Annotated in this window: 24 protein-coding genes and 1 pseudogene; 8 read left to right on the forward strand and 17 right to left on the reverse strand. The window is 72.0% G+C overall.

Going from position 1 to position 23,046, the window contains the following annotated elements; all coding sequences use genetic code 11:
• Positions 1–2: 2 nt before the first annotated feature.
• Positions 3–653 (reverse strand): annotated as a pseudogene (locus ACWEJ6_RS19520) (response regulator transcription factor); the annotation flags it as partial.
• A 112-nt stretch (positions 654–765) separates the two neighbouring features.
• Between ACWEJ6_RS19520 and ACWEJ6_RS19525 the strand changes: the two are divergent.
• Both ACWEJ6_RS19525 and ACWEJ6_RS19530 read left to right on the forward strand, forming a co-directional pair.
• Entirely contained in the window at positions 766–1,101 is a 336-nt protein-coding gene (locus tag ACWEJ6_RS19525; protein ID WP_352350034.1) for a hypothetical protein, read from the forward strand.
• A 75-nt stretch (positions 1,102–1,176) separates the two neighbouring features.
• Positions 1,177–1,938 (forward strand): SDR family NAD(P)-dependent oxidoreductase, encoded by a 762-nt coding sequence (locus tag ACWEJ6_RS19530; RefSeq protein WP_358283475.1) that lies wholly within the window; start codon positions 1,177–1,179, stop codon positions 1,936–1,938.
• A gap of 20 nt (positions 1,939–1,958) precedes the next feature.
• Here the strand turns inward: ACWEJ6_RS19530 and ACWEJ6_RS19535 are convergent, their stop codons facing one another.
• On the reverse strand, positions 1,959–2,399 hold the full coding sequence (locus ACWEJ6_RS19535; protein ID WP_452425129.1) for a CAP domain-containing protein: 441 nt from the start codon (positions 2,397–2,399) through the stop codon (positions 1,959–1,961).
• A gap of 175 nt (positions 2,400–2,574) precedes the next feature.
• Between ACWEJ6_RS19535 and ACWEJ6_RS19540 the strand changes: the two genes are divergently transcribed.
• A complete protein-coding gene (locus tag ACWEJ6_RS19540; protein WP_452425131.1) occupies positions 2,575–3,327 on the forward strand; it encodes an alpha/beta fold hydrolase in 753 nt (250 codons plus the stop codon).
• Here ACWEJ6_RS19540 and ACWEJ6_RS19545 read toward each other — a convergent pair.
• The 3 genes from ACWEJ6_RS19545 to mce form a co-directional block, all read right to left on the reverse strand.
• Positions 3,287–4,426: an AI-2E family transporter gene (locus ACWEJ6_RS19545; protein WP_452425133.1), complete on the reverse strand. Its 1,140-nt coding sequence runs from the start codon at positions 4,424–4,426 to the stop codon at positions 3,287–3,289. The genes ACWEJ6_RS19540 and ACWEJ6_RS19545 overlap by 41 nt on opposite strands.
• A gap of 124 nt (positions 4,427–4,550) precedes the next feature.
• Entirely contained in the window at positions 4,551–5,840 is a 1,290-nt protein-coding gene (locus ACWEJ6_RS19550) for a DivIVA domain-containing protein (RefSeq protein ID WP_352350042.1), read from the reverse strand.
• A 191-nt stretch (positions 5,841–6,031) separates the two neighbouring features.
• Positions 6,032–6,454: a methylmalonyl-CoA epimerase gene (gene mce, locus ACWEJ6_RS19555; RefSeq protein ID WP_352350044.1), complete on the reverse strand. Its 423-nt coding sequence runs from the start codon at positions 6,452–6,454 to the stop codon at positions 6,032–6,034.
• Positions 6,455–6,540: 86 nt separating this feature from the next.
• Between mce and ACWEJ6_RS19560 the strand changes: the two genes are divergently transcribed.
• A complete protein-coding gene (locus ACWEJ6_RS19560) occupies positions 6,541–7,722 on the forward strand; it encodes an acetyl-CoA C-acetyltransferase (protein ID WP_358283483.1) in 1,182 nt (393 codons plus the stop codon).
• 79 nt (positions 7,723–7,801) lie between these two features.
• Here the strand turns inward: ACWEJ6_RS19560 and ACWEJ6_RS19565 are convergent, their stop codons facing one another.
• The 6 genes from ACWEJ6_RS19565 to ACWEJ6_RS19590 form a co-directional block, all read right to left on the reverse strand.
• Positions 7,802–8,086 carry a hypothetical protein gene (locus tag ACWEJ6_RS19565; RefSeq protein ID WP_387667961.1) on the reverse strand — a complete coding sequence of 95 codons (285 nt, stop codon included), beginning with the start codon at positions 8,084–8,086 and terminating at the stop codon, positions 7,802–7,804.
• Entirely contained in the window at positions 8,079–8,681 is a 603-nt protein-coding gene (locus ACWEJ6_RS19570) for an RNA polymerase sigma factor (protein ID WP_452425136.1), read from the reverse strand. Before ACWEJ6_RS19570 ends, ACWEJ6_RS19565 begins: the two co-directional genes overlap by 8 nt.
• 145 nt (positions 8,682–8,826) lie before the next feature.
• The gene (locus tag ACWEJ6_RS19575) at positions 8,827–9,285 is read right to left on the reverse strand and encodes a hypothetical protein (protein WP_452425138.1); all 459 of its coding nucleotides are present in this window, start codon (positions 9,283–9,285) and stop codon (positions 8,827–8,829) included.
• Between the two features lie 234 nt (positions 9,286–9,519).
• The gene (locus tag ACWEJ6_RS19580; RefSeq protein ID WP_189648914.1) at positions 9,520–9,672 is read right to left on the reverse strand and encodes a hypothetical protein; all 153 of its coding nucleotides are present in this window, start codon (positions 9,670–9,672) and stop codon (positions 9,520–9,522) included.
• A gap of 230 nt (positions 9,673–9,902) precedes the next feature.
• Positions 9,903–10,574 (reverse strand): DUF4230 domain-containing protein, encoded by a 672-nt coding sequence (locus ACWEJ6_RS19585; protein WP_364324747.1) that lies wholly within the window; start codon positions 10,572–10,574, stop codon positions 9,903–9,905.
• A 59-nt stretch (positions 10,575–10,633) separates the two neighbouring features.
• Entirely contained in the window at positions 10,634–11,965 is a 1,332-nt protein-coding gene (locus ACWEJ6_RS19590; RefSeq protein ID WP_387667955.1) for a hypothetical protein, read from the reverse strand.
• Positions 11,966–12,194: 229 nt separating this feature from the next.
• On the opposite strand from ACWEJ6_RS19590, the gene ACWEJ6_RS19595 reads away from it, so the two are divergent.
• The 4 genes from ACWEJ6_RS19595 to ACWEJ6_RS19610 are packed head-to-tail and all read left to right on the forward strand — an operon-like array spanning position 12,195 to position 15,773.
• Positions 12,195–12,746, forward strand: a complete 552-nt coding sequence (locus tag ACWEJ6_RS19595) for a MarR family winged helix-turn-helix transcriptional regulator (protein WP_357971087.1) — start codon at positions 12,195–12,197, stop codon at positions 12,744–12,746.
• Entirely contained in the window at positions 12,730–13,668 is a 939-nt protein-coding gene (locus ACWEJ6_RS19600) for a tetratricopeptide repeat protein (RefSeq protein ID WP_358283494.1), read from the forward strand. The genes ACWEJ6_RS19595 and ACWEJ6_RS19600 overlap by 17 nt, the downstream gene beginning before the upstream one ends.
• A gap of 9 nt (positions 13,669–13,677) precedes the next feature.
• On the forward strand, positions 13,678–14,307 hold the full coding sequence (locus tag ACWEJ6_RS19605; protein ID WP_397162476.1) for an AAA family ATPase: 630 nt from the start codon (positions 13,678–13,680) through the stop codon (positions 14,305–14,307).
• Between the two features lie 56 nt (positions 14,308–14,363).
• Positions 14,364–15,773: an NAD-dependent malic enzyme gene (locus ACWEJ6_RS19610; protein ID WP_352326154.1), complete on the forward strand. Its 1,410-nt coding sequence runs from the start codon at positions 14,364–14,366 to the stop codon at positions 15,771–15,773.
• Positions 15,774–15,995: 222 nt separating this feature from the next.
• Here the strand turns inward: ACWEJ6_RS19610 and ACWEJ6_RS19615 are convergent, their stop codons facing one another.
• The 6 genes from ACWEJ6_RS19615 to ACWEJ6_RS19640 all read right to left on the reverse strand — a co-directional run bounded on the left by ACWEJ6_RS19615 (position 15,996) and on the right by ACWEJ6_RS19640 (position 23,027).
• Entirely contained in the window at positions 15,996–16,478 is a 483-nt protein-coding gene (locus ACWEJ6_RS19615) for a hypothetical protein (protein WP_352326153.1), read from the reverse strand.
• A gap of 71 nt (positions 16,479–16,549) precedes the next feature.
• Positions 16,550–17,602, reverse strand: a complete 1,053-nt coding sequence (locus tag ACWEJ6_RS19620; RefSeq protein WP_387667950.1) for a glycosyltransferase family 4 protein — start codon at positions 17,600–17,602, stop codon at positions 16,550–16,552.
• Between the two features lie 178 nt (positions 17,603–17,780).
• A complete protein-coding gene (locus tag ACWEJ6_RS19625; protein ID WP_452425143.1) occupies positions 17,781–19,343 on the reverse strand; it encodes an FAD-dependent oxidoreductase in 1,563 nt (520 codons plus the stop codon).
• Between the two features lie 14 nt (positions 19,344–19,357).
• Positions 19,358–20,815, reverse strand: coding sequence for a glycerol kinase GlpK (gene glpK, locus ACWEJ6_RS19630; RefSeq protein ID WP_452425145.1), 1,458 nt, complete (start codon positions 20,813–20,815; stop codon positions 19,358–19,360).
• 86 nt (positions 20,816–20,901) lie between these two features.
• Positions 20,902–21,654 carry an IclR family transcriptional regulator gene (locus ACWEJ6_RS19635; protein ID WP_352350074.1) on the reverse strand — a complete coding sequence of 251 codons (753 nt, stop codon included), beginning with the start codon at positions 21,652–21,654 and terminating at the stop codon, positions 20,902–20,904.
• Positions 21,655–21,674: 20 nt separating this feature from the next.
• Positions 21,675–23,027: an MFS transporter gene (locus ACWEJ6_RS19640; RefSeq protein ID WP_397162480.1), complete on the reverse strand. Its 1,353-nt coding sequence runs from the start codon at positions 23,025–23,027 to the stop codon at positions 21,675–21,677.
• Positions 23,028–23,046 lie beyond the last annotated feature (19 nt).

A 23,046-nucleotide genomic window follows, 5' to 3' on the forward strand; every position in this document is an offset into this window, starting at 1 on the left:
GCCATCCGGTACCCGGCCTGCGGCACGGTCTCGATCAGCGGCGGCTCGCCGAGCTTGCGGCGCAACCGGCTGACCGTGACCTTCACGGTCTGGGTGAACGGGTCGGCGAACTCGTCCCAGCCGCGTTCGAGCAGCTGCTCGGCCGAGACGACCGCGCCGCCCGCCGACAGCAGCAGTTCCAGCACCGCGAACTCCTTAGGGCTGAGCGGCAGCCGGCGCCCGTCGCGGGTGGCCACCCGCGTGGCCGGGTCGAGCCGCAGCCCGCCGTGGACCAGCACCGCGGGCAGCGCCGGACGCGCCCGCCTGGCCAGCGCCCGGATCCTGGCCACCAGCTCGGCGAACGCGAACGGCTTGGGCAGGTAGTCGTCGGCGCCGATGCCCAGCCCGCTCACCCGGTCGTCGATGGTCCCGGCGGCGGTGAGCATCAGCACGCGCGCCGGATGGCCGCCGGCGGCCAGGCTGCGGCACACGTCGTCGCCGTGCAGGCCGGGCAGGTCGCGGTCGAGCACGACCACGTCGTAGTCGTTGACGGACGTGCGTTCCAGCCCGGCGGGCCCGTCCAGCGCCACGTCGACGGCCATGCCCTCGCGGCGCAGGCCGGCGGCCACGGTGTGGGCGAGCTCCTCGTGGTCTTCGACGATCAGCACCCTCATGGTCCGCCCAGCATGCCCAGAGCGGGGTTACAGCGGGGTAACCGCCGTCGTTCCCGGGCGGTAACCGGGTGCGGGGTTCGCTGGGAGCGTCGGACGAGACGGAGGAGTCATCATGAAGGGTTCGACCATCAGGCGGGTGGCCCTGGCCGCCCTGGTCTTCGCCGCCGTGGCGGGCGGGGCGGCGGCGTCGTACGGGGAGAGCGGGCCGGGCGACGGCGGGAAGGCGTTCACCGCCTGCGTGCGCGCGCACGGGCTGCCGGACTTCCCCGGGGTCACCGTCTCCGAGGACGGGCTGATCAACCTCAGCATCGACGGCGAGCGGGTGGACGCGCTGTCGGCGACGTACGGGGCGGCGGTCAGGGCGTGCGAGTCGCTGCTGCCGCGAGGGGCGAGGCTGCCGGCCGCGCCGCAGGCTCCGGCCGCGCCCGCGGCGCCCGTCCTGTCGTGATTTGGGGCGGTACGGGCATAGCGCGGGCCGGGCAAGATTTGTAGAATCTTGTTCGGTTCCGAGCGAGGAGGCAGTGTGGGCGCGTTCGACCTGTCCGGCAGGACGGCTCTGGTCACCGGGGCGTCGAAGGGCATCGGGCGGGCCATCGCGCTCGCCTACGCCGCGGCGGGCGCCGACGTCGCCCTGGTCAGCAGGTCGGCCGAGCCCCTCGCCGAGGTGGCCAAGGAGGTCCAGGCGCTCGGCAGGCGGGCCGTCGTGATCCCGGCCGACCTCACCGACCGCGAGGCGGCCGCCGCGGCCGTCGCCGCCTCGATCGACGGCCTCGGGCACCTCGACGTCGTCGTCAACAACGCCGGCGGCTCGAACTTCCTGGTCGAGTTCAAGGACCTGCGCCTGTCCGGCTGGGACAAGCTGATGCGGCTCAACCTCGACTCCGCCATGGCCGTCTGCCACGCCGTCGCGCCCCACCTGCTGGGCCGCGGCTCCGGCTCGGTGATCAACGTGGCCTCGGTGGCGGCGCGCGGCGCTCCGCTGCTCGCCCCGTACGCCGCCGCCAAGGCCGGGCTGGTGGCCCTGACCAAGACGCTCGCGGCCGAGTGGGCGCCGGCGGGCGTCCGGGTCAACGCCCTGTGCCCCGGCTGGACGGCCACCGACCTCAACCGCAACCTGTGGCAGGACGAGGCCGCCGCCGCGGCCACGGTCGCGGGCGTGCCCATGCGGCGCTGGGGCACGCCGGAGGAGATGGCCCAGCCGGCCGTGTTCCTGGCCGGGGAGGCGTCGGCGTACATGACCGGGCAGGTGCTGTTCGTCGACGGCGGGGCCACCGCGATCGGCTGATCCCTCGTGCGCCGGGGCCCTCAGACGGCCCCGTCGCCCGGCGGCTCGAACACGAAGACGACGTACGTCTCGAACGACCGGCCGCCGTTGCCCGCCACGCGCCCGGCGCCCATCCTGGTCGTGCCCGCCCGGACGAGCCGGCCGAAGTCGCCGGCGGCCTCCGCCCTGCCGTCACCGGCCGCCCGGTCGTGCCAGGCGGCGACGGCGTCCCCGGCGGTGGCGTCACCGGGGTGCCAGAAGAGGCTCTCGCCGGTGCCCGCGCGCAGGCCGTCGTGCCCGGCGCTCAGGCCCTCGTGCTCGGAGCGCGAGGCGGCCCTGGACCTGGCGTACCCCACCAGCAGCGGGTCCATCGTGAGCGGGGGCGCGTGGTGTTTGGCCCGGTGGGCGTTGACCTCGTTCAGCGCCTCCTGCAGGAAGGCGTTGTTGGTGGCGTCGGGGAGGGCGGGACGAATTCCGGCCATCGCTATCACCTCGCCTGGATTGTGCGTGCTGGGGCCGCCACAGGGCAATGTCCGGAAGCGGTCGGGCTTATCCCGGTATACCGGCATAGGTCAATAAGTGAATGTCTCCGTGAACCCGGCTACCGTGTGGTCCGTGCAGCTCTACACGAGATCGGCCGGGAGCGGACTCCCGGTTGTGCTGCTTCACGCGTTCCCGCTGTCGTCGGCGATGTGGCTGGCCCAACGCGAAGGGCTGTCGACGGTCTGCCGGGTCATCACCCCCGACCTGCGCGGGTTCGGCGGCTCCCGGCTGGGCGACGACGAGCCCTCCCTGGATCTGATGGCCGACGACGTCGCCCGGCTGCTCGACGACGAGGGCATCGACCGGGCGGTGGTCGGCGGGTTGTCGATGGGCGGCTACGTGACCATGGCGTTCTGCCGCCGGCATCCCGACCGGGTGCTGGGCGTGGTCCTGGCCGACACCAAGGCCAGCCCTGACCCGCCCGCCGCCAGGGACAACCGGGAACGCATCGCCCGCGCCGTGCTGGACGAGGGGAGCGAGGTGCTGGTCAGCGAGGTGCTGCCGGCGCTCATCGGGCCCACGACCAAGGAACGCAGGGCCATGGTGTTCGGCCGGGTCAAGGGCCTGGTGCAGTCGGCCCCGCCGGGGGCCGTGGCCTGGGCGCAACGGGCCATGGCCGCGCGTCCCGACTCCTTCGGCACGCTGGGCGAGCTGAAGGTGCCCCTGCTGATCGTCGTGGGGGAGGAGGACGAGCTGTCACCGCCCGCCGACGCCGAGGCCATGGCGCGGGCCGCGCCCGAGGGCAGGCTGGAGGTCATCCCCAAGGCCGGTCACCTGAGCGCGGTCGAGCAGCCGGAGGCGTTCAACGCGACGGTGGCCGAGTTCCTCAGGACCGAGCTTGGCGGGGCAGCACGATCTCCCGGATGATCAGCGCGATGGCGGCGGCCACCGGGATCGCCAGCAACGCTCCGACGATGCCGAGCAGGGCGCCGCCGAACAGCGCGGCGATCACCGTCACGGCGGGCGTCACGTCCACCGAGCGCTTCATCACCCTGGGGTAGATGAAGTAGTTCTCGATCTGCTGGTAGACCACGAAGAAGATGGCGCAGGCGATGCCGGCGGGCAGCGACTGCAGCAGCGCGACCCCGGTGACCAGCACCGCGCCGATCGTGGCGCCCACCAGCGGGATCAGGTCGGTCAGGGCCACGACGAGGGCGAGCGCGAGCGCGTACTGCACCCCGGCGATCGACAGGAAGATCCAGGTCAGCACGCCCGCGATGACCGAGATGAGCACGTTGCCCGCGACGTAGCCGCCGATGCCGGTGAGGATCTGCTCGGTGATGGCCGACGTGCGCGGCCGGCGCGAGGCCGGGACGAGCTTGAGCAGGTACTCCTTGATCGTGTGCAGCGAGCCGAGGAAGTACAGCATGAGCACCAGCAGCGTCACCGTGGTGAACACGCCGTTGAGCACCACCAGACCCGCGCCCATGATGCCGCTGGCCAGCGCGGGCCCGAGCGTGCTGGTCACGAACTGGCGCACCTGCGCCAGCACGTGGTACTCGGCCTCGATCTGGCGGACCGTCGGATGGTTGCTCAGGTCGGTGATGTAGCCGGGCACGGCCGCGATGAACTCCGACAACTGCTGGCTGACCGGCGGCACCACGGCCAGGCCGAACAGCGCGAACGCCACGACCACCCCGGTGAACACGATCGAGATCGCCGGCCGCCTGCCCAGGCCGCGCCGCTGCAACGCCTCGACCGCCGGGTTGAGGCCCACGGCCAGGAACATCGCCACGACGATGAGGATGATCGTGCTGAGCGACTTCTCGATCATCTGCGCGAGCGCGATGGCGGTCAGCACGCCCAGCCCGCCCACCAGCCCGAACAGGAACGGCCCGCGGGCGAACGGCTTGCCCGGCAGCCCGTACGGCGCCGGCTCCTCGGCGGGCCCCTGCTCCTCGGCGGGACCGGGCTCCTGGGGCGCGTCGGCCTCCTCGGCGGTCCTGGGCTCGGCTTCTGCGGACACGGGGGGCTCCTAGGGGGACGGGAGGTGTCGGTGAAACAGAAAGAGAGCCTAGCGACCCAAGGTCACCAGGCTCTCTCTCCAGCCGTTCGCTGCCCCCGTGTGCGGTCTCCCGTCTAGCCCGCCGTCACTCCTGCCACCACTCCGCGTCGTCCTCGCTCTTGGCCTCGACCTTGGGAGCGGGCGTCGTGGGCGGCGCGACCGGCTCGGCGGCCGGCGCGGCGATGGCCGGCTTGGCCGGGGCCGCGGCGACCGCGGGCTCCGGCTCCAGGCCCGGCAGGGCGGCGCCGCCGAGCAGCTGGCGCAGCTGGGCCAGGTGGCTGGTGATGCTGTCGCGCTGCCTGGTCAGCTCGTCGACCTGGCGCTGCATCGTGGTGCGGGTGCGCTCGGCGTCGTTCTTCGCCTCGGTGACGATCGTCTCGGCGCTGGTCTTGGCCTCCGACATGATCGTCTCGGCGCTCTTGCGGGCGTTGGCGACGAGCTGCTTGGCGTGCAGGTCGGCCTCGCGGCGCGTCTGCTCGGCCTGCTGGGTGGCCTTCGTGGCGCGCGACTCGGCCGTGGCGGCCCGCTGCTCGGCCTCGGCGACCATCTTCTGCGTGTTGGCCTGGGCGGTGGCGTGGCGCTCGGCCTCCTGGCGCTCGGCCTCCTCCCGGCGGGAGGCGAGCTGGATCTCGAACTCCGCCTCGTCCTGGGCCCGCTTGGCCTCCGACTCCTCCAGCACCCGCTGAGCCTGCGCGCGCATCTCGTCGGCCTGCCGCTTGGCGGTGGTCAGCACCTCGTCGCGCTCGCGCTTGGTCGAGGCGCGCAGCTGCGCCACCTCGCGCTCGGTGGTGGTGCGGAGCTTGGCGATCTCGCGCTCGGCGTCGGCCCGCTTCTCGGCCACCTCGTGGTCGGCGGTGGCCCGCAGCTTGGCGGCCTCGCGCTCGGTGGTGTTGGTCAGCTCGTCGGCCTCGCGGCGGGCGGTGGAGCGGATCTCCTCGGCGTCCCGCTCGGCGGTGGAGCGCATGTCGTCGCTCTCCCGCGTGGCCTGGGCCCGCTTCTCGGCGGCCTCGGCCTCGGCGGCGGCCCGCAGGTCGGCGGCCTCGACCTTGGCGGCGGCCTTGATCTCGTTGGCCTCGGTCCGGGCGGCCTGCACGAGCTCGGTGGCCTGCTCCTCGGCCAGGCGCAGCAACTGCTCGATGCGGGCGCCGAGACCGGAGTACGTCGGACGCTCCTGCTCCTGCAGCTGGCGCTGGGAGTCGGACAGATCGCGCTGCAGGTTGGTGACCTGCTCCCTGGACTGGCGTAGCTCCAGGTCGAGCTGCTTGAGGTGGTCGTGCACCTGGTGCCGGTCGTAGCCCCTGAGCACGACGTCGAACTCGCGTGCCGGGGCGTCCTCGAAGAAGTTGTTGAGCTGGGCGTCGATGTCGGACTGCATGGAGGCTCGATCCTGGGTTGTCGAGACGGCTACACGGGCCGGACGGGGGGTTCGGGGCAGCCGAGCCAGGAGCCTGTGCCTCGCGGCAGGCTCCCTGTCCGGTGGGAAGCCAGCGTACTCCGCTGGTGCCACCTTCGGGCCCCGTCCAGCTTTCTGCGTGACTAGTTACTTATGTACGAAATTTCCGTTTGCTAGCGCGAGGCCGCTTGGACCAACTCGGTGAGCATTCCTCCCACATCTTTGGGGTGCAGGAACGCGATCTGCGACCCCATCGAACCGTGCCGCGGACGTTCGTCCAGCACCCTCACGCCCTTCTCGTTGATCTTAGTCATGGCCTCGGCGACGTCGGAAACCCCAAATGCCACATGATGGACACCTTCGCCGCGTTTGGCGAGGAATTTCCCCACCGGCGAGTCGTCGGAGAGCGGTTCCAGCAGCTGGATGTAGGAGCCCCCGCCCTCGCCGTCGGCGATGTGCAGCATCGCCTCCTTGACGCCCTGCGCCTCGTTGACCTCGCGGGCCACGACGGTCAGCTCGAACGTCTCGGAGAAGAACGCGATCTTCTCCTCCAGGTCGTGGCAGGCGATCCCGATGTGGTCGATGCGCATGAACATTGTGTGGCCTACCTCCATAGCGGGCGAGCTCCTACTCGTGGGTATGGTGTCAAAGAACCCCTCGTGAGCACAGGAGGCCGCCGCCAATGTCCAGTTCCGTCATCGTCGCCGGAGCTCGTACCCCCATCGGCAAGTTGCTCGGCGCCCTCTCCGGGCTGTCCGGCGTGGAGCTGGGTGGCATCGCCATCAAGGCCGCCCTGGAACGTGCCGGAGTGGCCCCGGAGGCCGTCGAGTACGTGATCATGGGCCAGGTGCTCCAGGCGGGCGCGGGCCAGATCCCCTCCCGCCAGGCCGCCGTCAAGGCCGGCATCCCGATGACCGTGCCCTCGCTGACCGTCAACAAGGTCTGCCTGTCGGGCCTCGACGCCATCGCCCTGGCCGACCAGCTCATCCGCGCCGGCGAGTTCGACATCGTGGTCGCGGGCGGCATGGAGTCCATGACCAACGCCCCCCACCTGCTGCCGGGGCTGCGCAAGGGCGTCAAGTACGGCGGCTCCGAGGTGGTCGACTCCATGGCCCACGACGGCCTGTTCTGCGCCTTCGACCAGTGCGCGATGGGCGAGTCGACCGAGCGGCACAACGCCCGGCTCGGCATCGCCCGCGACGAGCAGGACGCCCTGTCGGCCCGCTCCCACCAGCTCGCCGCCGCCGCCACCAAGAACGGCGTCTTCGAGGAGGAGATCGTCCCGGTCGAGATCCCGCAGCGCCGCGGCGAGCCGGTGATCGTCCGCGAGGACGAGGGCATCCGCGGCGACACCACCGCCGAGACGCTGGCCAAGCTGCGCCCGGCCTTCGCCGCCGACGGCACCATCACCGCCGGGTCGGCCTCGCAGATCTCCGACGGCGCCTGCGCCGTGGTGGTCATGTCGAAGGCCAAGGCCGAGGAGCTCGGGCTGCCGTGGCTGGCGGAGATCGGCCGGCACGGCAACGTGGCCGGGCCCGACGCGTCCCTGCAGTCGCAGCCGGCCAACGCCATCAAGCACGCGCTGTCCAAGCAGGGGCTGACCGCCGACGACCTCGACCTGATCGAGATCAACGAGGCGTTCGCGAGCGTGGTCCTGCAGTCGGCCAAGGAGCTCGGCGTGCCGCTGGACAAGGTGAACGTCAACGGCGGCGGCATCGCGCTCGGGCACCCGATCGGGGCCTCGGGGGCGCGGATCGTGCTGACGCTGGCGTACGAGCTGAAGCGGCGGGGCGGCGGCCTCGGGGCGGCCGGCCTGTGCGGCGGCGGCGGGCAGGGCGACGCGCTGATCATCCGCGTGCCCTGACCCGTCCAGGCCCACCCGGTCGTTGTCGTCGGGTGGGCCTGTCTCCTTCCCCCGTGCGCGGTCGCCGGTCAGGGCGCGGTCAATGAGCCGCGCCCTTGCCCGTGTGCCGCCCGCCCGCCGGGACCAGCTCGCACACGCCGTCGGTGCACTGACGCTGCATGCGTCCCATCGAGACGAGCTGCACCAGCGCCATCACCCAGCACGCCGGGCACCCGCGCAGGGCGATCGCGCCGGGGACGGCGAGCACCAGGCTGACCGGCCCGGTCCACGGGATCAGCGCGATCGCGGCGATCAGCGCGCCGAAGCCCAGCGCGCCGCGGGCCAGGTGACGGGGCAGTGACGTCCCCGCGGTGGGCTCAGTCATGGAGGGCTCCTTGGGACAGCAGGCCGTGCACGGTCGCACGGGCGCGGTGCAGGCGGGACTTCATCGCCGGGACGCTCAGCCCGAGGGCGTCGGCGACCATGCGGCCGCTGAGCCCCTGGACGTCCCGCATGATGAGCACCCGCCGCTGGTCGGCGGGGAGTGCCGCGATGGCCTCGGCCACCCGCGCGGCCTCCAGCCGTTCGAACATCTCCTCCTCGGCCGACTGCGCGGCGGCCGAGGAGGGCGCGGGCGGTTCGGGACGCAGCATCAGGCGGGCCCGCCTGATGCATTCGTTGCGGATGATCCGGAACATCCACGAGGCCAGCGCTCCGGACGCGCGCAGGGTGCCGATCTTGCGGTACAGGACGATCAGCGCCTCCTGGGCGGCGTCCTCGGCGTCCTCCGGCGTGGCGCACAGCGTGTGGGCGAAGCGCCGCACGTGCGGGTGGGCGCCCGACACCAGCGCGGCGATCGAGTCGGCGTCGCCGGCCCGGGCCGCGTTGATCAGCTGCTCGTCCGACCAGGCGCGCCCGCCGCCGGCCGGCGCCGGGGCGCCGGGCGCGGCGGACGTGCCGAGGCGCTGCGGGTCAGCCACGTTCCTTGCTCCTTCGCCGCAGTACGACGACGCACGTGCAGATCAGTACGGCCGCAGCGCCGGCCGCGATGGCGATCACCATGATGGTCTCCCATTGTCTCGTTCCGTTGTACGGACATGAGAGGCGCCGACCCCCGAAAAGGATTCAGGAGGCGCGGGTGAACTCCGCCGTCCAGTTGGTCTCCCAGGTCGTCCCGCCGTCGGGGGAGAAGCGCTGCTCCCATCGGCACGACTCGGCGGTGATGTCCGACCAGACGTAGGCGACCTTGATCGGCCTGCCGTCGTACACGTCGTCGCAGGTGAACAGGCCGACCCCGGTGTCGTCGAAGCGGCCCACGACGGGCGGCAGGGACATGCCGGTGGCGCTGCCGGCCCAGTAGAGCGACCAGGTGCCGGCCGCCTTGTCGTACAGGCGCAGGGTCACCCCGGCCGAGCCCTCGCTGGGGAAGGTGACCTCGTCGATGTTGCCGGCGCCGTCCAGGACGCTCCAGCACCTGGTGCGCCCGGTGAACTCGTACCATTCGTCGCTGCCGGCCAGCGCCTTGCGCAGCCGCCGCTGCCGTGAGGTCCAGGTGCCGACGAAGAAGTCGAAGCTGTTGTCCATGCCCGGACGGTATGCGCCGATCCCTGACATCTTCCGTCAGTGTCCTGCCCACGCCGTACGAGCCCCCGCGACGTACGGCGTGAACGCGCGAAACCCCGGTCCGACCAGGAACGGGACCGGGGTGTCGGTGACGCTGCGCTCGGGCCGGCCAGGAATCCGGCGCCGGACGCGCCCCCTAAGGGGGCATCTCAGCCCGGCCGCGAGGGAGGTTGCGGCCGGGCTGCTTGTGGACGGTCATGAAGCCAGGAACTTGGCGAAGACCGAGCGGTGGCGACGCTCGGAACGCTGTCCCTTCAGCGCTTCCCGTACGCGCCGCTGCTCGGCGGCGGCCTGACGGAGTTCGGCGGCGTGGTGCTGCATGACGGAGTACTCGAGTTCGGCGTTCATCCGATGCTCCTGCTGTTCGTGTTTCCTTGTTCCCTGCACTCTTAAGACTCCTCCTAAGGCCCCTCCCGCCACATCGGGCGGATGTCCTATCTGCCGGGGTTCGGGCAGGTAGGGAGGTACTTAGGCAGACGCGCCCATGGACTAAGGACGCCTCGGCATACCTAGGCGGGAACGCGGACGGGCCGCCCCACCCGAGGTGGAGCGGCCCGCAGGCAGGGTAAGGACGCCCGTCAGGGCTCGTCGGTGAACTTCACGGTCACCTTGGCGAACCCGAGCGACTTGAGCATGCCGGTGAGCATCGACCTGGTGTTGGCGTCGGCCCGCGCCCGCAGGTCGCTGGCCACGGCCGCCTCGGTGATCTTCTTCTCCGCCAGCAGGTAGAGCTCGCGCTGGTCGCCCGGGGAGCCCGACAGGAAGTCCTGGACGCGGTCGAGCAGGCCGCGCTGCTGGGCGAACACGTACGAGCGGCTGTTGTCCAGGTTGGGCTTCTCCAACTGGGCGCGCGGAAGGCGGACGGTGGCCTCGGTGCGCTCCTTGTTCACGGTCACCGCGCCCGCCCCCATGGCCGAGAAGTCGACGTAGGCGTCGACGCCGCCCGCGCCCACGAACAGCGTGCGGGTGCCCTTGACCGCGTCGGGCAGGAAGTTGGCGTCCTTCTCCAGGTCGACGACGACCTGGAAGGTGCCCGTGGCCGCCTCGAACCGGCTGAGGTCCTTGATGGACTGCAGCAGCACCGGCTGGCTGCGGTCGACGGTCTGCTCTCCGAACGGGTTGAGCCAGGTCCAGGCCAGCCGGCCGCCCACCACGAGCAGGACCGCCAGGACGAGGAACCCGGCCGCATATCGCCACCTGCGCCGCCGCCGGGGAGCCAGGTCCGGCGGCGTCGTCTGGGAAGTCGTCATGGGGCATGACTACCCGCTCGGCGATCATCAGTGCCACCCGCAGGGTGACATCTTCGTCCTCAGCCGGATGTGCTCGGGGTGCCGGGGTCGGGATAGACCGGGTAGACGTGGCTGCTCTCGGGCGTGGCGCCGGTGGGGGGCGTGATGACGGAGGTGGGGGCCGGACCGCCGCCGAAGTGCGTGCTGGACAGACGGCACGCCTGGAAGTCGCTGTAGAACATGCGCAGCCACTCCCTGCGCTGGTGCTCGTCGAGACCGGAGAACCAGGACGCGGCGTACTGGTGCTCGGGCAGCGGGCCGCCGGGCAGCGGCTCGCCGCGCAGCCAGGCCATCACGATCTCCCGGTAGCCGTCGGCCGGCGTGCCGGGGCAGCGGGCGGCCAGCGCGTCGATGTACTCGTAGGCCGCCTCCTCGGCGAACCCCGCCGACAGGTCGGGCACGTGGATCGGCGCCAGGCCGTTGGAGGGCTTCAGCGGCTCGTCCAGCGGCCGCTGCTCCACCCGCGTGAACGCGGCCGGCGTGCCGGCCAGGCGCGAGGCGATCTGCGTGAACACCGCGCCCAGCTCGGTCTGCCCGGCCCGCATCCCGGGGTGCAGGCAGACCGTGATCGGCCACTCCTGGCAGGCGTAGGCGATGTCCTCGGCCGCGGCCGGCTTGGGGTGGGCCAGCATCCGCGACACGCCCATGCCAGCAGCCAGGACGGCCAGCAGCGCGCACGCCAGCACCAGGGCCTGCCTGGTCACCAGCGCCGCCCAGCCGAGCAGCAGCGCGCAGGTGATGCCGAGCAGCCAGATCGTCTGGTCGAAGAACGGCGCCCCGCCCAGCCCCTGGAACAGGTCGTACGGCTCGCCCGTGCCCGGCACCAGCCGGTCGGCCAGCCCCCGGTCGTCGGCCAGCCAGGAGAAGGCGACGTAGCAGGCCAGCCCCGTGATAGGCGGAGTGAGCATCTTGGGCACGACCCAGCCGGCCACCCAGCCGATCACCGCGTAGAGCGCCAGGCCCGCCATGCCCATGCCCAGGCCGGACAGGCTGAGCCGCCCCGCCTGGTCGGTGAGCACGGTCTTGACCGCCAGCACCAGCACCGTCGCGCCGAACGAGCCCAGCACCACCACCACGATCGCCAGCGGCGCCTTGAGCGCCCGCCACGTCGTGAGCGACCGACCGCGCAGGGCGCGCCGCTTGCGCAACGCCACCCACGCGGCGAACGCGGCCGCCACCGGCCCGGTCATCCGCAGCGAGCCGATGACCGCGGCCAGGATGTTCTCCCACGCGTCGACGCCGGGTATCAGGACGTTCCACGCCGCGACCAGGCCGAGAGCGAGCAGCACCGCCACTGTCACGGCCGCGCTGTGCTTCAGCTCCTCGCGTGTAACGCCCGAGTGCTCACGCACCCTGTATCCCGTTGATGTTCACCAAGCACCCCCCGTGCCCTCGGCAAAGCGGAAGAATGCCAGCCCAGACCCGTCCCCACGGCAGATGGACTTGGCTTCCGCGTCACCTTACGTGAGAGAACCATAACGGAGCGTGATGATTGACGGTCGGATTCTTGGTCAAGCGGTGAAGCCTGTCGCTCCAGGTAGCCCGACGAAACCGGGACGAGAGGCACGCTACCGTAGCGCTGTGTCCCAGCCGAAGCCGCTCAATCTGCCGTTCGATCCCATTGACCGCGCCGCGGAGAGCTGGCGTGCCCGCTTCGGGCCTTCCTCCGCGATGGCCGCGGTCACCTCGATCATGAGAGCGCAGCAGATCCTGCTGTCGCAGCTCGACTCGCTGCTGAAACCCCACGACCTCACCTTCGCCCGCTACGAGGCCCTGGTCCTGCTGACCTTCAGCCACACCGGCTCGCTGCCGCTGTGGAAGATCGGCGAACGGCTCATGGTCCACCCCACCAGCGTCACGAACACGGTGGACAGGCTGGAGAAGTCCGGGTTCGTCTGCCGCCTGCCCAACCCCCGCGACGGACGCGGCGTGCTGGCCGAGATCACCGCCAAGGGAAGGGAGGTCGTGCGCCGGGCCACCGACGACCTGATGGCCGCCGAGTTCGGCCTCACGATGTACGCCGAGGACGAACTCCGCCAGATCTTCGACCAGCTCCGCACGCTGAGGGTGGCGGCGGGTGACTTCGCGGGCCCGTCCATGCGGCAAGATGAGGAGCATGGCGGACTTCTCTAGGCCCGGGTCGCTCTACGGAGCTGTGGACCTGGGCGCGCGCAAACAGGCACTGGAGGCCCAGGCCCGGCGGGAGGCCGCCGGTCCCCAGGGGGCCACCTCGGCCTCGGTCGTCGACGTGACCGAGGAGACGTTCACGACGGACGTCATCGACCGGTCGATGACCGTGCCGGTGGTGCTCGACCTGTGGTCGCCGAGGGCGCCCGGCAGCGCCCAGCTCAGCCCGGTGCTGGAGAAGGTGATCGGCGACCTGGGTGGCCGGGCCGTGCTGGCCAAGGTCAACGTCGACGCCAGCCCCCAGATCGCGCAGGCGCTGCGGGTGCAGGCCGTGCCGACCGTGCTGGCCATCTTCCAGGGGCAGGCCGTCACCGGCTTCCAGCAGGTGCTGCCCGAGCAGGAGGTGCGCCGCTGGCTCGACGAGCTGATGGGCGCGGTCGAGCAGTTCTACCAGGCCAACCCCGACGCCCGGCCGCCGGCGGCCGAGGAGGGGCCGCAGGAGCCCGCCGGGCCGCCCGCCGACCCCGACCTGGTGGCGGCCGAGCAGGCCATCGACGCGGGCGACCTCGACGCGGCCGAGGCGGCCTACCAGCGCCTGCTGGCCCGCGTCCCCGGCGACGAGGACGCCAAGATGGGCCTGGCGGGCGTCGGCCTGATCAAGCGCACCTCCGCGGCCGACCCGGCCGACGTGCAGCGGCGCCTCCAGGACCCGTCCGACATCGACGCGCAGCTGCTGGCCGCCGACCTGGAGATGCTCTCCGGCGCGGTCGACGAGGCGTTCGAGCGTGTCGTGGCCGTGGTCAAGCGCACGTCGGGCGACGACCGCGACCGGGCCAGAAAGCACTTGCTCGGACTTTTCGACGCGTTGCCGTCAGACGACCCATCTTTGGCGAAAGCGCGTAGAGCATTGGCGAGCGCCCTGTTCTAGCCTGGGGGTATGCGGGTCGTCACGATCTCCGCGGCCTACGGCACGGCCGGCAGCCACATCGGCCCGGCCGTCGCCGAACGGCTCGGCGTGCCCTTCGTCGACCGTGCCATCCCCAGCGCCGTGGCCAAGGAGCTCGGCTGCACGCTGGAGGAGGCGCTGGCCCACGACGACCGCGCCGAGCACGGCCTGGGCAGGCTGCTGTCGGGCGCCATCCGGCTGCCCACGGTCACCTTCGGCGGCGTGGACATGTACGTGCCCGGCGCGATGCCGCTGCCGCCCGAGGAGTTCGTCCGGCGCACCGAGCGCATGATGAAGGAGATGGCCCTGGCCCAGGGAGGCGTCTTCCTGGGCCGCGCCGGCGCCCTGGTGCTGGCCGACCATCCCGGCGCCCTGCACGTCAGGCTCGACGCGCCGCTGAAGCGCCGGGTCCGCCAGACGGCCACGCTGAGCGGCACGAGCGAGCGGGAGGCGCGGGCCGTCGTCGAGGACAACGACCGGGCCAGGACGGCCTACGTCCGCCACTTCTACCGGGCGGATCCGGGTGATCCGTGCCACTATCACCTTGTGCTCGACAGCACGACGATTCCCGTCCCCGCGTGTGTCGATCTCATCGTCACCGCAGCGACGGCACTGGGTTGACCTGATGCCCCCTATCCTTGGATGACTTCTTGGTCAGTCCCGAAGGAGCGATTGACGTGGCGACCGTCCCGAGTGTGTCGTACTCCATAACCGTGCGTCTCGAGGTGCCCGCAGGCGGCAAGGCCGTGAGCCAGCTCACCCACGCCGTAGAGTCGGCCGGAGGCGTGGTGACCGCCCTCGACGTCACCAACGCGGGCCACGAGAAGCTCCGCATCGACGTCACCTGCGCCGCGCGTGACACCGACCACGCGCAGGCCATCGTCGACCAGCTGGAGGCGGTCGAGGGCGTCGTCATCCACAAGGTGTCCGACCGCACGTTCCTCATGCACCTCGGCGGCAAGATCGAGATGAAGTCGAAGGTGCCGCTGCGCAACCGCGACGAGCTGTCCATGGCCTACACCCCGGGCGTGGCGCGCGTGTCGATGGCCATCGCCAGGAACAAGGAGGACGCGCGGCGCCTGACGATCAAGCGCAACTCGGTGGCCGTGGTCACCGACGGGTCGGCGGTGCTGGGCCTGGGCAACATCGGGCCGGAGGCCGCGCTGCCGGTCATGGAGGGCAAGGCGGCCCTGTTCAAGCGGTTCGCGGGCATCGACGCCTGGCCGATCTGCCTCGACACCCAGGACGTCGACGAGATCGTCCGCACGGTGCAGCTGATCGCGCCCGGGTTCGGCGGCATCAACCTGGAGGACATCGGCGCGCCGCGCTGCTTCGAGGTCGAGCGCCGGCTGCGCGAGCTGCTGGACATCCCGGTCTTCCACGACGACCAGCACGGCACGGCGATCTGCGTGCTGGCGGCGCTGACCAACGCGCTGCGCGTGGTGAACAAGTCCATCGAGAACGTCAGGATCACGATGGCCGGCGCCGGCGCGGCCGGGAACGCGGTGCTGCGGCTGCTGCTGGCCGCCGGCGCCCGCAACGTGGTGGTCTGTGACTACCTGGGCGCCGTGCACAAGGGCCGCGACGACCTCGACGACTCGCTGCGCTGGATCGCCGAGCACACCAACGCCGACGGCTACGCGGGCGACCTGCGTGGCGCGGTCAAGGACGCCGACGTGTTCGTGGGCGTGTCCGCGCCCGGGATCCTGACCGGCGACGACATCGCGACGATGGCCAAGGACTCCGTGGTCTTCGCGCTGGCCAACCCCGAGCCCGAGGTCTCGCCCGACGACGCGCGCGAGCACGCCGCCGTGGTGGCGACCGGCCGCTCCGACTACCCCAACCAGATCAACAACGTGCTGGCCTTCCCGGGCGTGTTCCGCGGCCTGCTCGACGCGCAGGCCGGTGGGGTGACGCAGGAGATGCTGCTGGCCGCGGCGGGCGCGCTGGCGGCCGTGGTGACCCCGGAGGAGCTGGGCCCCAACTACATCGTGCCGAGCGTCTTCCACCCCGACGTGGCGACGGCGGTGGCCGCCGCGGTCCGCGAGAGCGCCGGCGGCCGGGCAAGAGGCTTCACCGAGGCGTGACGCGCAGGGGCCGACCCGGCGGCTCGGCCCCGCACCCGGGCGGCCCACAGAGCGCACCGTCACGGCGGCGCGCCGGTGAAGGGTCAGCGGGCGTGACATGGAGGGCCGCCAGCCGGAGTACGGCGGGTGGCTCGACCACGCGAAGCCGTAAAGACGGAAAAGCGTGCAAGGGCCGTGAAGACGGAAAGCGTGCAAGGGCCGTGAAGACGGGAAAGCTCCCGCCTACCGGGTGACGGCGGGGATGAGGCGGTAGCTTTCCTGGAAGACCAGGTTGTGGGCGTCGGCGGCGGCGATGGCGCGCAGGGTGGTGAGCTGGCCCGCCGCGTCCGAGTGGTCGAAGACGTTCAGCGGCCAGTCGCCGACCGTGTTGCCGCGCAGGTGCGGGTGGTGGAAATCGGCGCCGTAGTGGGCCACGATCGCGATCGGCAGGATGTCCTTGTCGCGCTGCTCCGGCCACGTGAGCGACCACATGGCGTTGAGCCCGCCCTCCTGAGACCTGGTGAGCCCGCTGGCCACCACCTGCCCCGTGCCGAGGAGCAGGTCGGCGTTGAACTCGTCCAGCGTCGCCCGCGCCACCGGGTCGAGCAGCTCGACCGCCGTGGCGAACAGGCGTTCCTTGTCCTCCCGCGCGGTGACGCCGCCGTGGACGCCGTCGCGCAGGTCGGTGAAATGCCTGATCAGAGCCTCGTTCATGGCAGTGCGCATGCCTACCCCCTTCCCCCGGGACGGGGGCGACACCCCGTGCGGCGGCGATCCGCCGCACGGGGACGCGCCGGTCAGGCGGCGAACGGCGCCGGACGCCGGTCGCGGATGCTCAGCTCGTAGATCTTCTCGTAGCCCATGGCCATGCCGAGCGCGTCGAAGTTGCGCTTGACGTGCATGCGGCAGTCGGCCGGGTTCAGGCCGCCCGCGGCCTCGACCGCCTCGGCCAGGTCGGCGGGGTCGTCGCAGACGTAACCGGTGATGCCGTCGACGAGGACCTCGCCCACGGCGCCGCCGCGCAGCGCGACCACCGGGGTGCCGCTCGCCATGGCCTCGATCATGACCATGCCGAACGCCTCCTCCCGGCGGCTGGGGAAGAGCAGGCAGTGGGCGTCGGCCAGCAGCTCGCGCTTGCGCGGGCCGTCGGCCTCGCCGACGTAGACGGCGTCGTCGCCGAGCCGGGGGCGGATGTGGCGGTCGAAGTACTCGTGCTCGGACGGCTCGTTCAACCGGCCGGCGAGCACGATGCGCCGGCCGGCCCGCCGGGCGGCGTCGATGGCCAGGTGGGCGCCCTTGCCGGGGCTGAACCGGCCGAGGAAGAGCGCGTAGTCCTCCTTGCGCTCGCGGAAGGGGAAGCTCTTCAGGTCCACGCCGTTGTGCACGGTGCCCAGCCAGTTGAGGTCGGGGGCCTGCATGCGCTGGAACGTCGAGGTGGACACCAGGCCGACGGAGTCGCCGAGCCGGCGGTAGCGCTCGGCCTGCTCGCCCGAGGCCGGGCCGTGCACGGTCGTCACCGTCGGGATCCGGGGGTTCAGGGCGGTCACCGAGCCGGCCGGGGAGTGGTCGTGGACGACGTCCACGTCCAGGTCCGCCGGCCGGACGTCGGGGACCGCCGCCCTAGGGGCGGGTTCGTCGAGCGGGTGGGAAGGCGGCTCGGTGTAGGCGGCCAGGACGTGCGGGGACGTGCCCGACCGGCCCGCGCCGATCAGGGTGACCTGGTGGCCCAGTCTGAGCAGGGACCGCGCGAGGTCGTCCATCATGACCTTGACACCGCCGTACGAGCGGGGCGGGTTCTCGAACCTCGGGGGAGCCACCATCGCGATGTGCAGCCGGGACTTGGCGGACATGACGTCACCTCCGTAGGGGCGGCAGAAGAGGGTTCGGCCGGTAGGCGGCCCGCCGCCTCGGCGGGAGGCGGCGGATGCGCCATCTCGGATTCCCCGTACCGGCCGCTTCGAACCTGTGAACTGCGGTGACGTTCGTCGCAGTCGCGGCGGCGGGGCGCCGCCGCGGCCCGGGTGACGGTCAGGCGAGGAGCTGCTCGATGCGGGTGCGGACGTCGGGTGTGTCGAGGCCGCGCACGGTGAGCGTGGTACGGCGGCGCACGACGTCGTCGACGGTGGCCGCCCACTCGTGGTCGCGGGCGTAGACGGCCTGGGCCCAGATGTCGGGCCCGTCGGGGTGGATGCGCTCGCCGAGCGAGGGGTCGTCGCGGATGAGCCGGGCCACGTCGAAGGCGATCGTGCCGTAGTGGGTGGCCAGGTTGCGGGCGACCAGCGGGTCCATGCGGGCGCCCGGCTCGCGTTCGGTCCACAGGCGCATGGCGACGGCGTCCGGGCTGGCCAGGCCCGGCAGCGGCACGGCGGGCAGGATGTCGGCCAGGTCGTCGCCGAGCGGCCGGCCCGGCAGGCGGGAGAGGGTCTCCAGGACGTGCCTGCCGATGTGCCGGTAGGTGGTCCACTTGCCGCCCGCGACCGACAACATGCCGCCCGCGCCCCTGGTCACCACGGTCTCCCGCTTGGCGGCCGACACCTGCCCAGGTCCGCCGGGCAGCACGCGCAGCCCGGCGAAGGCGTAGGTGATGTCCTCACGGCGGAGCTGGCAGTCGCGTACGGCGTGACCGGCCTCGTCGAGGATCTGGGCGATGTCGGCGTCGGTGGCGCGCACGTCGGCCGGGTCGCCCTCGTACGCCTCGTCGGTGGTGCCGAGCAGCAGGTGGTCCTCCCACGGGATGGCGAAGGAGACCCGGTACTTGTCGATCGGCGTGGTGAGCGCGGCCTTCCACGGGTCGTGGCGGCGCATGACCAGGTGGGCGCCCTTGGAGAGCCTGATGCTCGGCGCGGCGTGCGGGTCCTCCATCCGGCGCAGGTGGTCCACCCACGGGCCGGTGGCGTTGAGGACGAGCCGGGCGTCCACCCCGAACTCGGTGCCGTCGAGACGGTCGCGCAGCTCGGCCCCGGTCACGTTGCCGGTCGTGTTGCCGCCCGATTTGCGCAGTCCGACGACCTCGGCGTGGTTGAGCACGACCGCCCCCGCGTCGACGGCCGCGCGCACGGTCATGACGGCGACGCGGCTGTCGTTCATCTGGTGGTCGCCGTAGACGGCGGCGGCGCGCAGTCCCTCGCTGCGCAGCGCGGGGACGCGGGTCATGGCCTGGTGCGGCGTGATGACCTTGCCCATGCCGTCGCCGAACACCGACAGCGCGGAGTACAGGAAGACGCCGGCGCCGAGCTTGGCCGCGCCGTGCGGGCCGCCCTTGTAGATCGGCACCAGGAAGCTGAGCGGTTTGACCAGGTGGGGCGCGATGTCGGCGGCCAGGGCACGGCGTTCGCGGTGGTTCTCGGCGACCAGCTTGACGTTGCCGGTCTGCAGGTAGCGCAGGCCGCCGTGGACCAGCTTGGACGACGCGCTGGAGGTGGCCCCGGCGAAGTCGCCCGCCTCGACCATCGCCACCCGCAGCCCGGCCTGCGCGGCCATCCAGGTGACGGAGGTGCCGAGGATGCCGCCGCCGATCACCAGCAGGTCGTACGTGGCGCGGGAGAGCTCGTGCCGGATCTCGGCCCGGTCGGCGCCGATGGCGATGTTCATGACGTGCTCCAGTCCTACTGTTCGACCCAGTCGAGGGTGCGGGCCACGGCCTTCTTCCAATTGCGGTACTCCCGCGCGCGGACCTGTTCGTCGATCTCCGGCCGCCACTCCGACGCCTTGTGCCAGTTGGCGCGCAGGCTGTCGAGGTCGGGCCAGTAGCCGGTGGCCAGGCCGGCGGCGTACGCGGCGCCGAGCGCGGTGGTCTCGGCGACCATCGGCCTGATCACGGGGACGGCCAGCACGTCGGCCAGCGTCTGCATGAGCAGGTTGTCGGCCGTCATGCCGCCGTCGGCGCGCAGCGTGGTCAGGTCGAGGCCGGAGTCGGCGTTCATCGCGTCGACGACCTCGCGGGTCTGCCAGGCGGTGGCCTCCAGGACGGCCCGCGCGATGTGCCCCTTGGTGACGAACCCGGTCAGCCCGGCGATCACGCCGCGCGCGTCGGAGCGCCAGTGAGGTGCGAACAGCCCCGAGAAGGCCGGGACGAAGTAGCAGCCGCCGTTGTCGTCGACGGTCTTGGCCAGCGTCTCGATCTCGGCGGCGCTGGAGATCAGGCCCAGGTTGTCGCGCAGCCACTGCACCAGCGAGCCGGTGACGGCGATCGCGCCCTCCAGCGCGTACGTGGCCGGGCCGTCGCCGATCTGGTAGCCGACGGTGGTCAGCAGGCCGTGCCGGGAGACGACGGGGTCCTGGCCGGTGTTCATCAGCAGGAAGCTGCCCGAGCCGTAGGTGCTCTTGGTCTCGCCGGGCTCGAAGCAGGTCTGGCCGAACAGCGCCGCCTGCTGGTCGCCGAGCGCGGAGGCCACCGGCACGCCGGCCGCGGTGTGGCCGTAGACCTCGGCGGACGGGCGGATCTCCGGCAGCATCGCGCGCGGCACGCCGAGGGCGGCGAGCAGGTCGTCGTCCCAGCTCAGCGTGTGGATGTTCATCAGCATCGTGCGGCTGGCGTTGGTCACGTCGGTCAGGTGGCGGCCGGTCAGGTTCCACAGCAGCCAGCTGTCCATCGTGCCGAACAGCACCTCGCCGCGCTCGGCCCGCTCGCGCAGGTCGTACGCGTCGAGCAGCCAGCGGATCTTCGGCCCGGAGAAGTACGTGGTCAGCGGCAGGCCGGCCTTCTCCTTGAACAGCCCCGCGTGCTCGGCGAGCGCGCGGGTGAGCGCGTCGGTCCTGGTGTCCTGCCACACGATCGCGGGGCAGACGGGACGCCCGGTCTCCCGGTCCCACAGGACGGTGGTCTCGCGCTGGTTGGTGATGCCCAGCGCGGCGATGTCGAGCCCCTCGGTGGCCTCGGCCATGACGGTCCGGACCGATTGCCAGATCTCCTCGGCGTCGTGCTCGACCCAGCCCGGCTTGGGGAAGATCTGGCGGTGCTCGCGCTGGGCGACGGTGACGATGTTGCCGGCCTGGTCGAAGACGATGCACCGGCTGGACGTGGTGCCCTGGTCGATGGCTGCGATGTAGTGCGGTCGAGGCACGAGGTTCCTCGCTTGGGGAGTCGGGGTTCGACATTGTCGAACGATGTGAGCGATGTTACGTGTTTGCCCCGGTGTTGTTCAACCGGTCATCTGGCCAGATCGCGGGTGATCGCGCGGGCGGCGTCGCGGACGTAGGAGACGTACTCCATGGTCAGGGCGCCGTCGGAGGTCAGCCGTTCGACCGCGCCGCGGATGCCGATGGCGCCCACCACGAGGCCGCGCGGGTCCTTGATCGGGGCGGCGATGGCGACCTCGCCCTCGGTGAGCTCCTCCATCTCGGCCGCCCATCCCCTGGCCCGGACCTGCTCCAGGTCCTCCTCCAGCTTGGCGGCGTCGACCAGCGTCCGGTCGGTGTACGCCGGCAGTGGCGGGGCCGCGAGCGACTCCCCGTACGGGTCGTAGGCGAGCAGCACCTTGCCGAGCGCGCTGGCGTGCGTCGGCAGGTAGGTGCCGACCTGGAGGGTCTGCATGCTGTCGTCCGGGCGGAACACGTGGTGGATCACCAGCACGTGCCCCTCGTGCAGGGTGCCGATCCAGGCGCTCTCCCTGCTCCGCCCGGCCAGGGCGTCGGCCCAGTTGATCGAGCGGGTGCGCAGCTCGTTGACGTCGAGGTAGCTGCTGCCCAGGTGGAGCAGGGTGGCCCCGAGCCGGTACTTGCCGGTCGCGGCGTCCTGCTCGACGAAGCCGACGCGGACCAGCGTGCGCAGGATGCCGTGGAGCGTGCCCTTGGGCAGGCCCAGCGCTCTGGCCAGCTCCGCCACGCCGAGCTGGCGGGGGCCGGATGCGAGCAGCCGCAGGATCGCGGCCGCCCGTTCCACCGATTGAATCGTCTCTCCCACGGCGGCCACCCTAGCGCAGATCAGTTCGACATTGCCGAACGCTTGCGGGAAATCAGTGCTCCGCCGACCGTGAGGGCGGCGTTGACGAGCACCGCCACGATCACCCCTTGCAGCACGGTGCCCATCGCGGCCGTGGCCACGGCGCTCATGACCGGGATGCCCATGGTGATGCCGACCTGCTGGGTCATCGTCGCCAGGCCGGTGGCCAGGCCCTGCTCGGAGTCCGGCAGACCGGACGTGGCCGTCACCATGAACCCGACGATCGCCACCATGTTCCCGATCCCGCCCGCGAACGTGGCCGCCAGCAGCAGCCAGATCCATCCGGGACCGGTGCCCAGCAGCGCCAGCGACGCCGTCGCGACGGCCTGGAGCCCGAAACCGGCCGCCAGCGCCCGGCCCCTGCCGAGCCGGCCGAGGACCCGGGGCGCGAGCACGCCGCCGAGCACGGTGCCGAGCCCCAGCACCCCGAACGCCAGCCCGGTCGCCAGGGCCGAGTAGCCGAGCACCTTCTGCAGGTAGAGGGTCATCAGGAAGACGAGGGACGTCTCCGTGGCGAAGGCGATCAGCCCGGCCAGGTTGCCCCAGGTGACGTTGGGCCGGGCCAGGATCGGGACGGGCACCAGGGGCGCGGCGGCTCTGCGCTCGACGTACCAGAAGGCGACGAGCAGGGCGGCGCCGGCGGCGAGCGCGCCGAGGCCGAGGGGGTCGGCGAAGCCGTGCTCGCCGGCCCTGGTCAGGCCGAAGACCAGCGCGAGCAGGCCGGCGGTCACGCTCACCGCGCCGGGCAGGTCCATCCCGGGCCGCTCGGCGGGACGGCTCTCCTTCAGCACCACGGGCGCGGCGACGACCACGGCCAGCGCGACGGGCACGTTGACGAAGAAGGCCCACCGCCAGCTCAGCAACTCGGTCAGCAGCCCGCCCAGGATCGCGCCCGAGGTGAACCCGGCCGACATCAGCGCGCCGTTCAGGCCGAGCGCCCTGGCCCGCAGCGGCCCCTCGGGGAACGACGTGGTCAGCAGCGCGAGCCCGGCGGGCGTGACGACGGCCGTGGCCAGGCCCTGGGCGACCCGGGCGACCAGCAGCATGCCGGGTGAGACGGCCAGGCCGCCGGCCAGCGAGGAGACCCCCAGCAGCACCATGCCCGCCAGGAACAGCCGGCGCCGCCCGAACAGGTCGGCGATCCTGCCGAAGAGCAACGTGAACCCGGCGGCGGCCAACGCGAACGCCGTGGCCACCCACTGGAGGTCGGACAGCGCGAAGCCGAGACCTGAACCGATCACCGGCAGCGCCACGTTCAGAATGGAGAAGTCCACGGCGAGCATGAACTGGGACCCCAGCAGGAGCACCAGAACCAGCCGCTGCGCGGACGTCATGCGATCGGATCGGGGCCGA

This window comes from Nonomuraea sp. NPDC004702 (genome assembly GCF_053601695.1).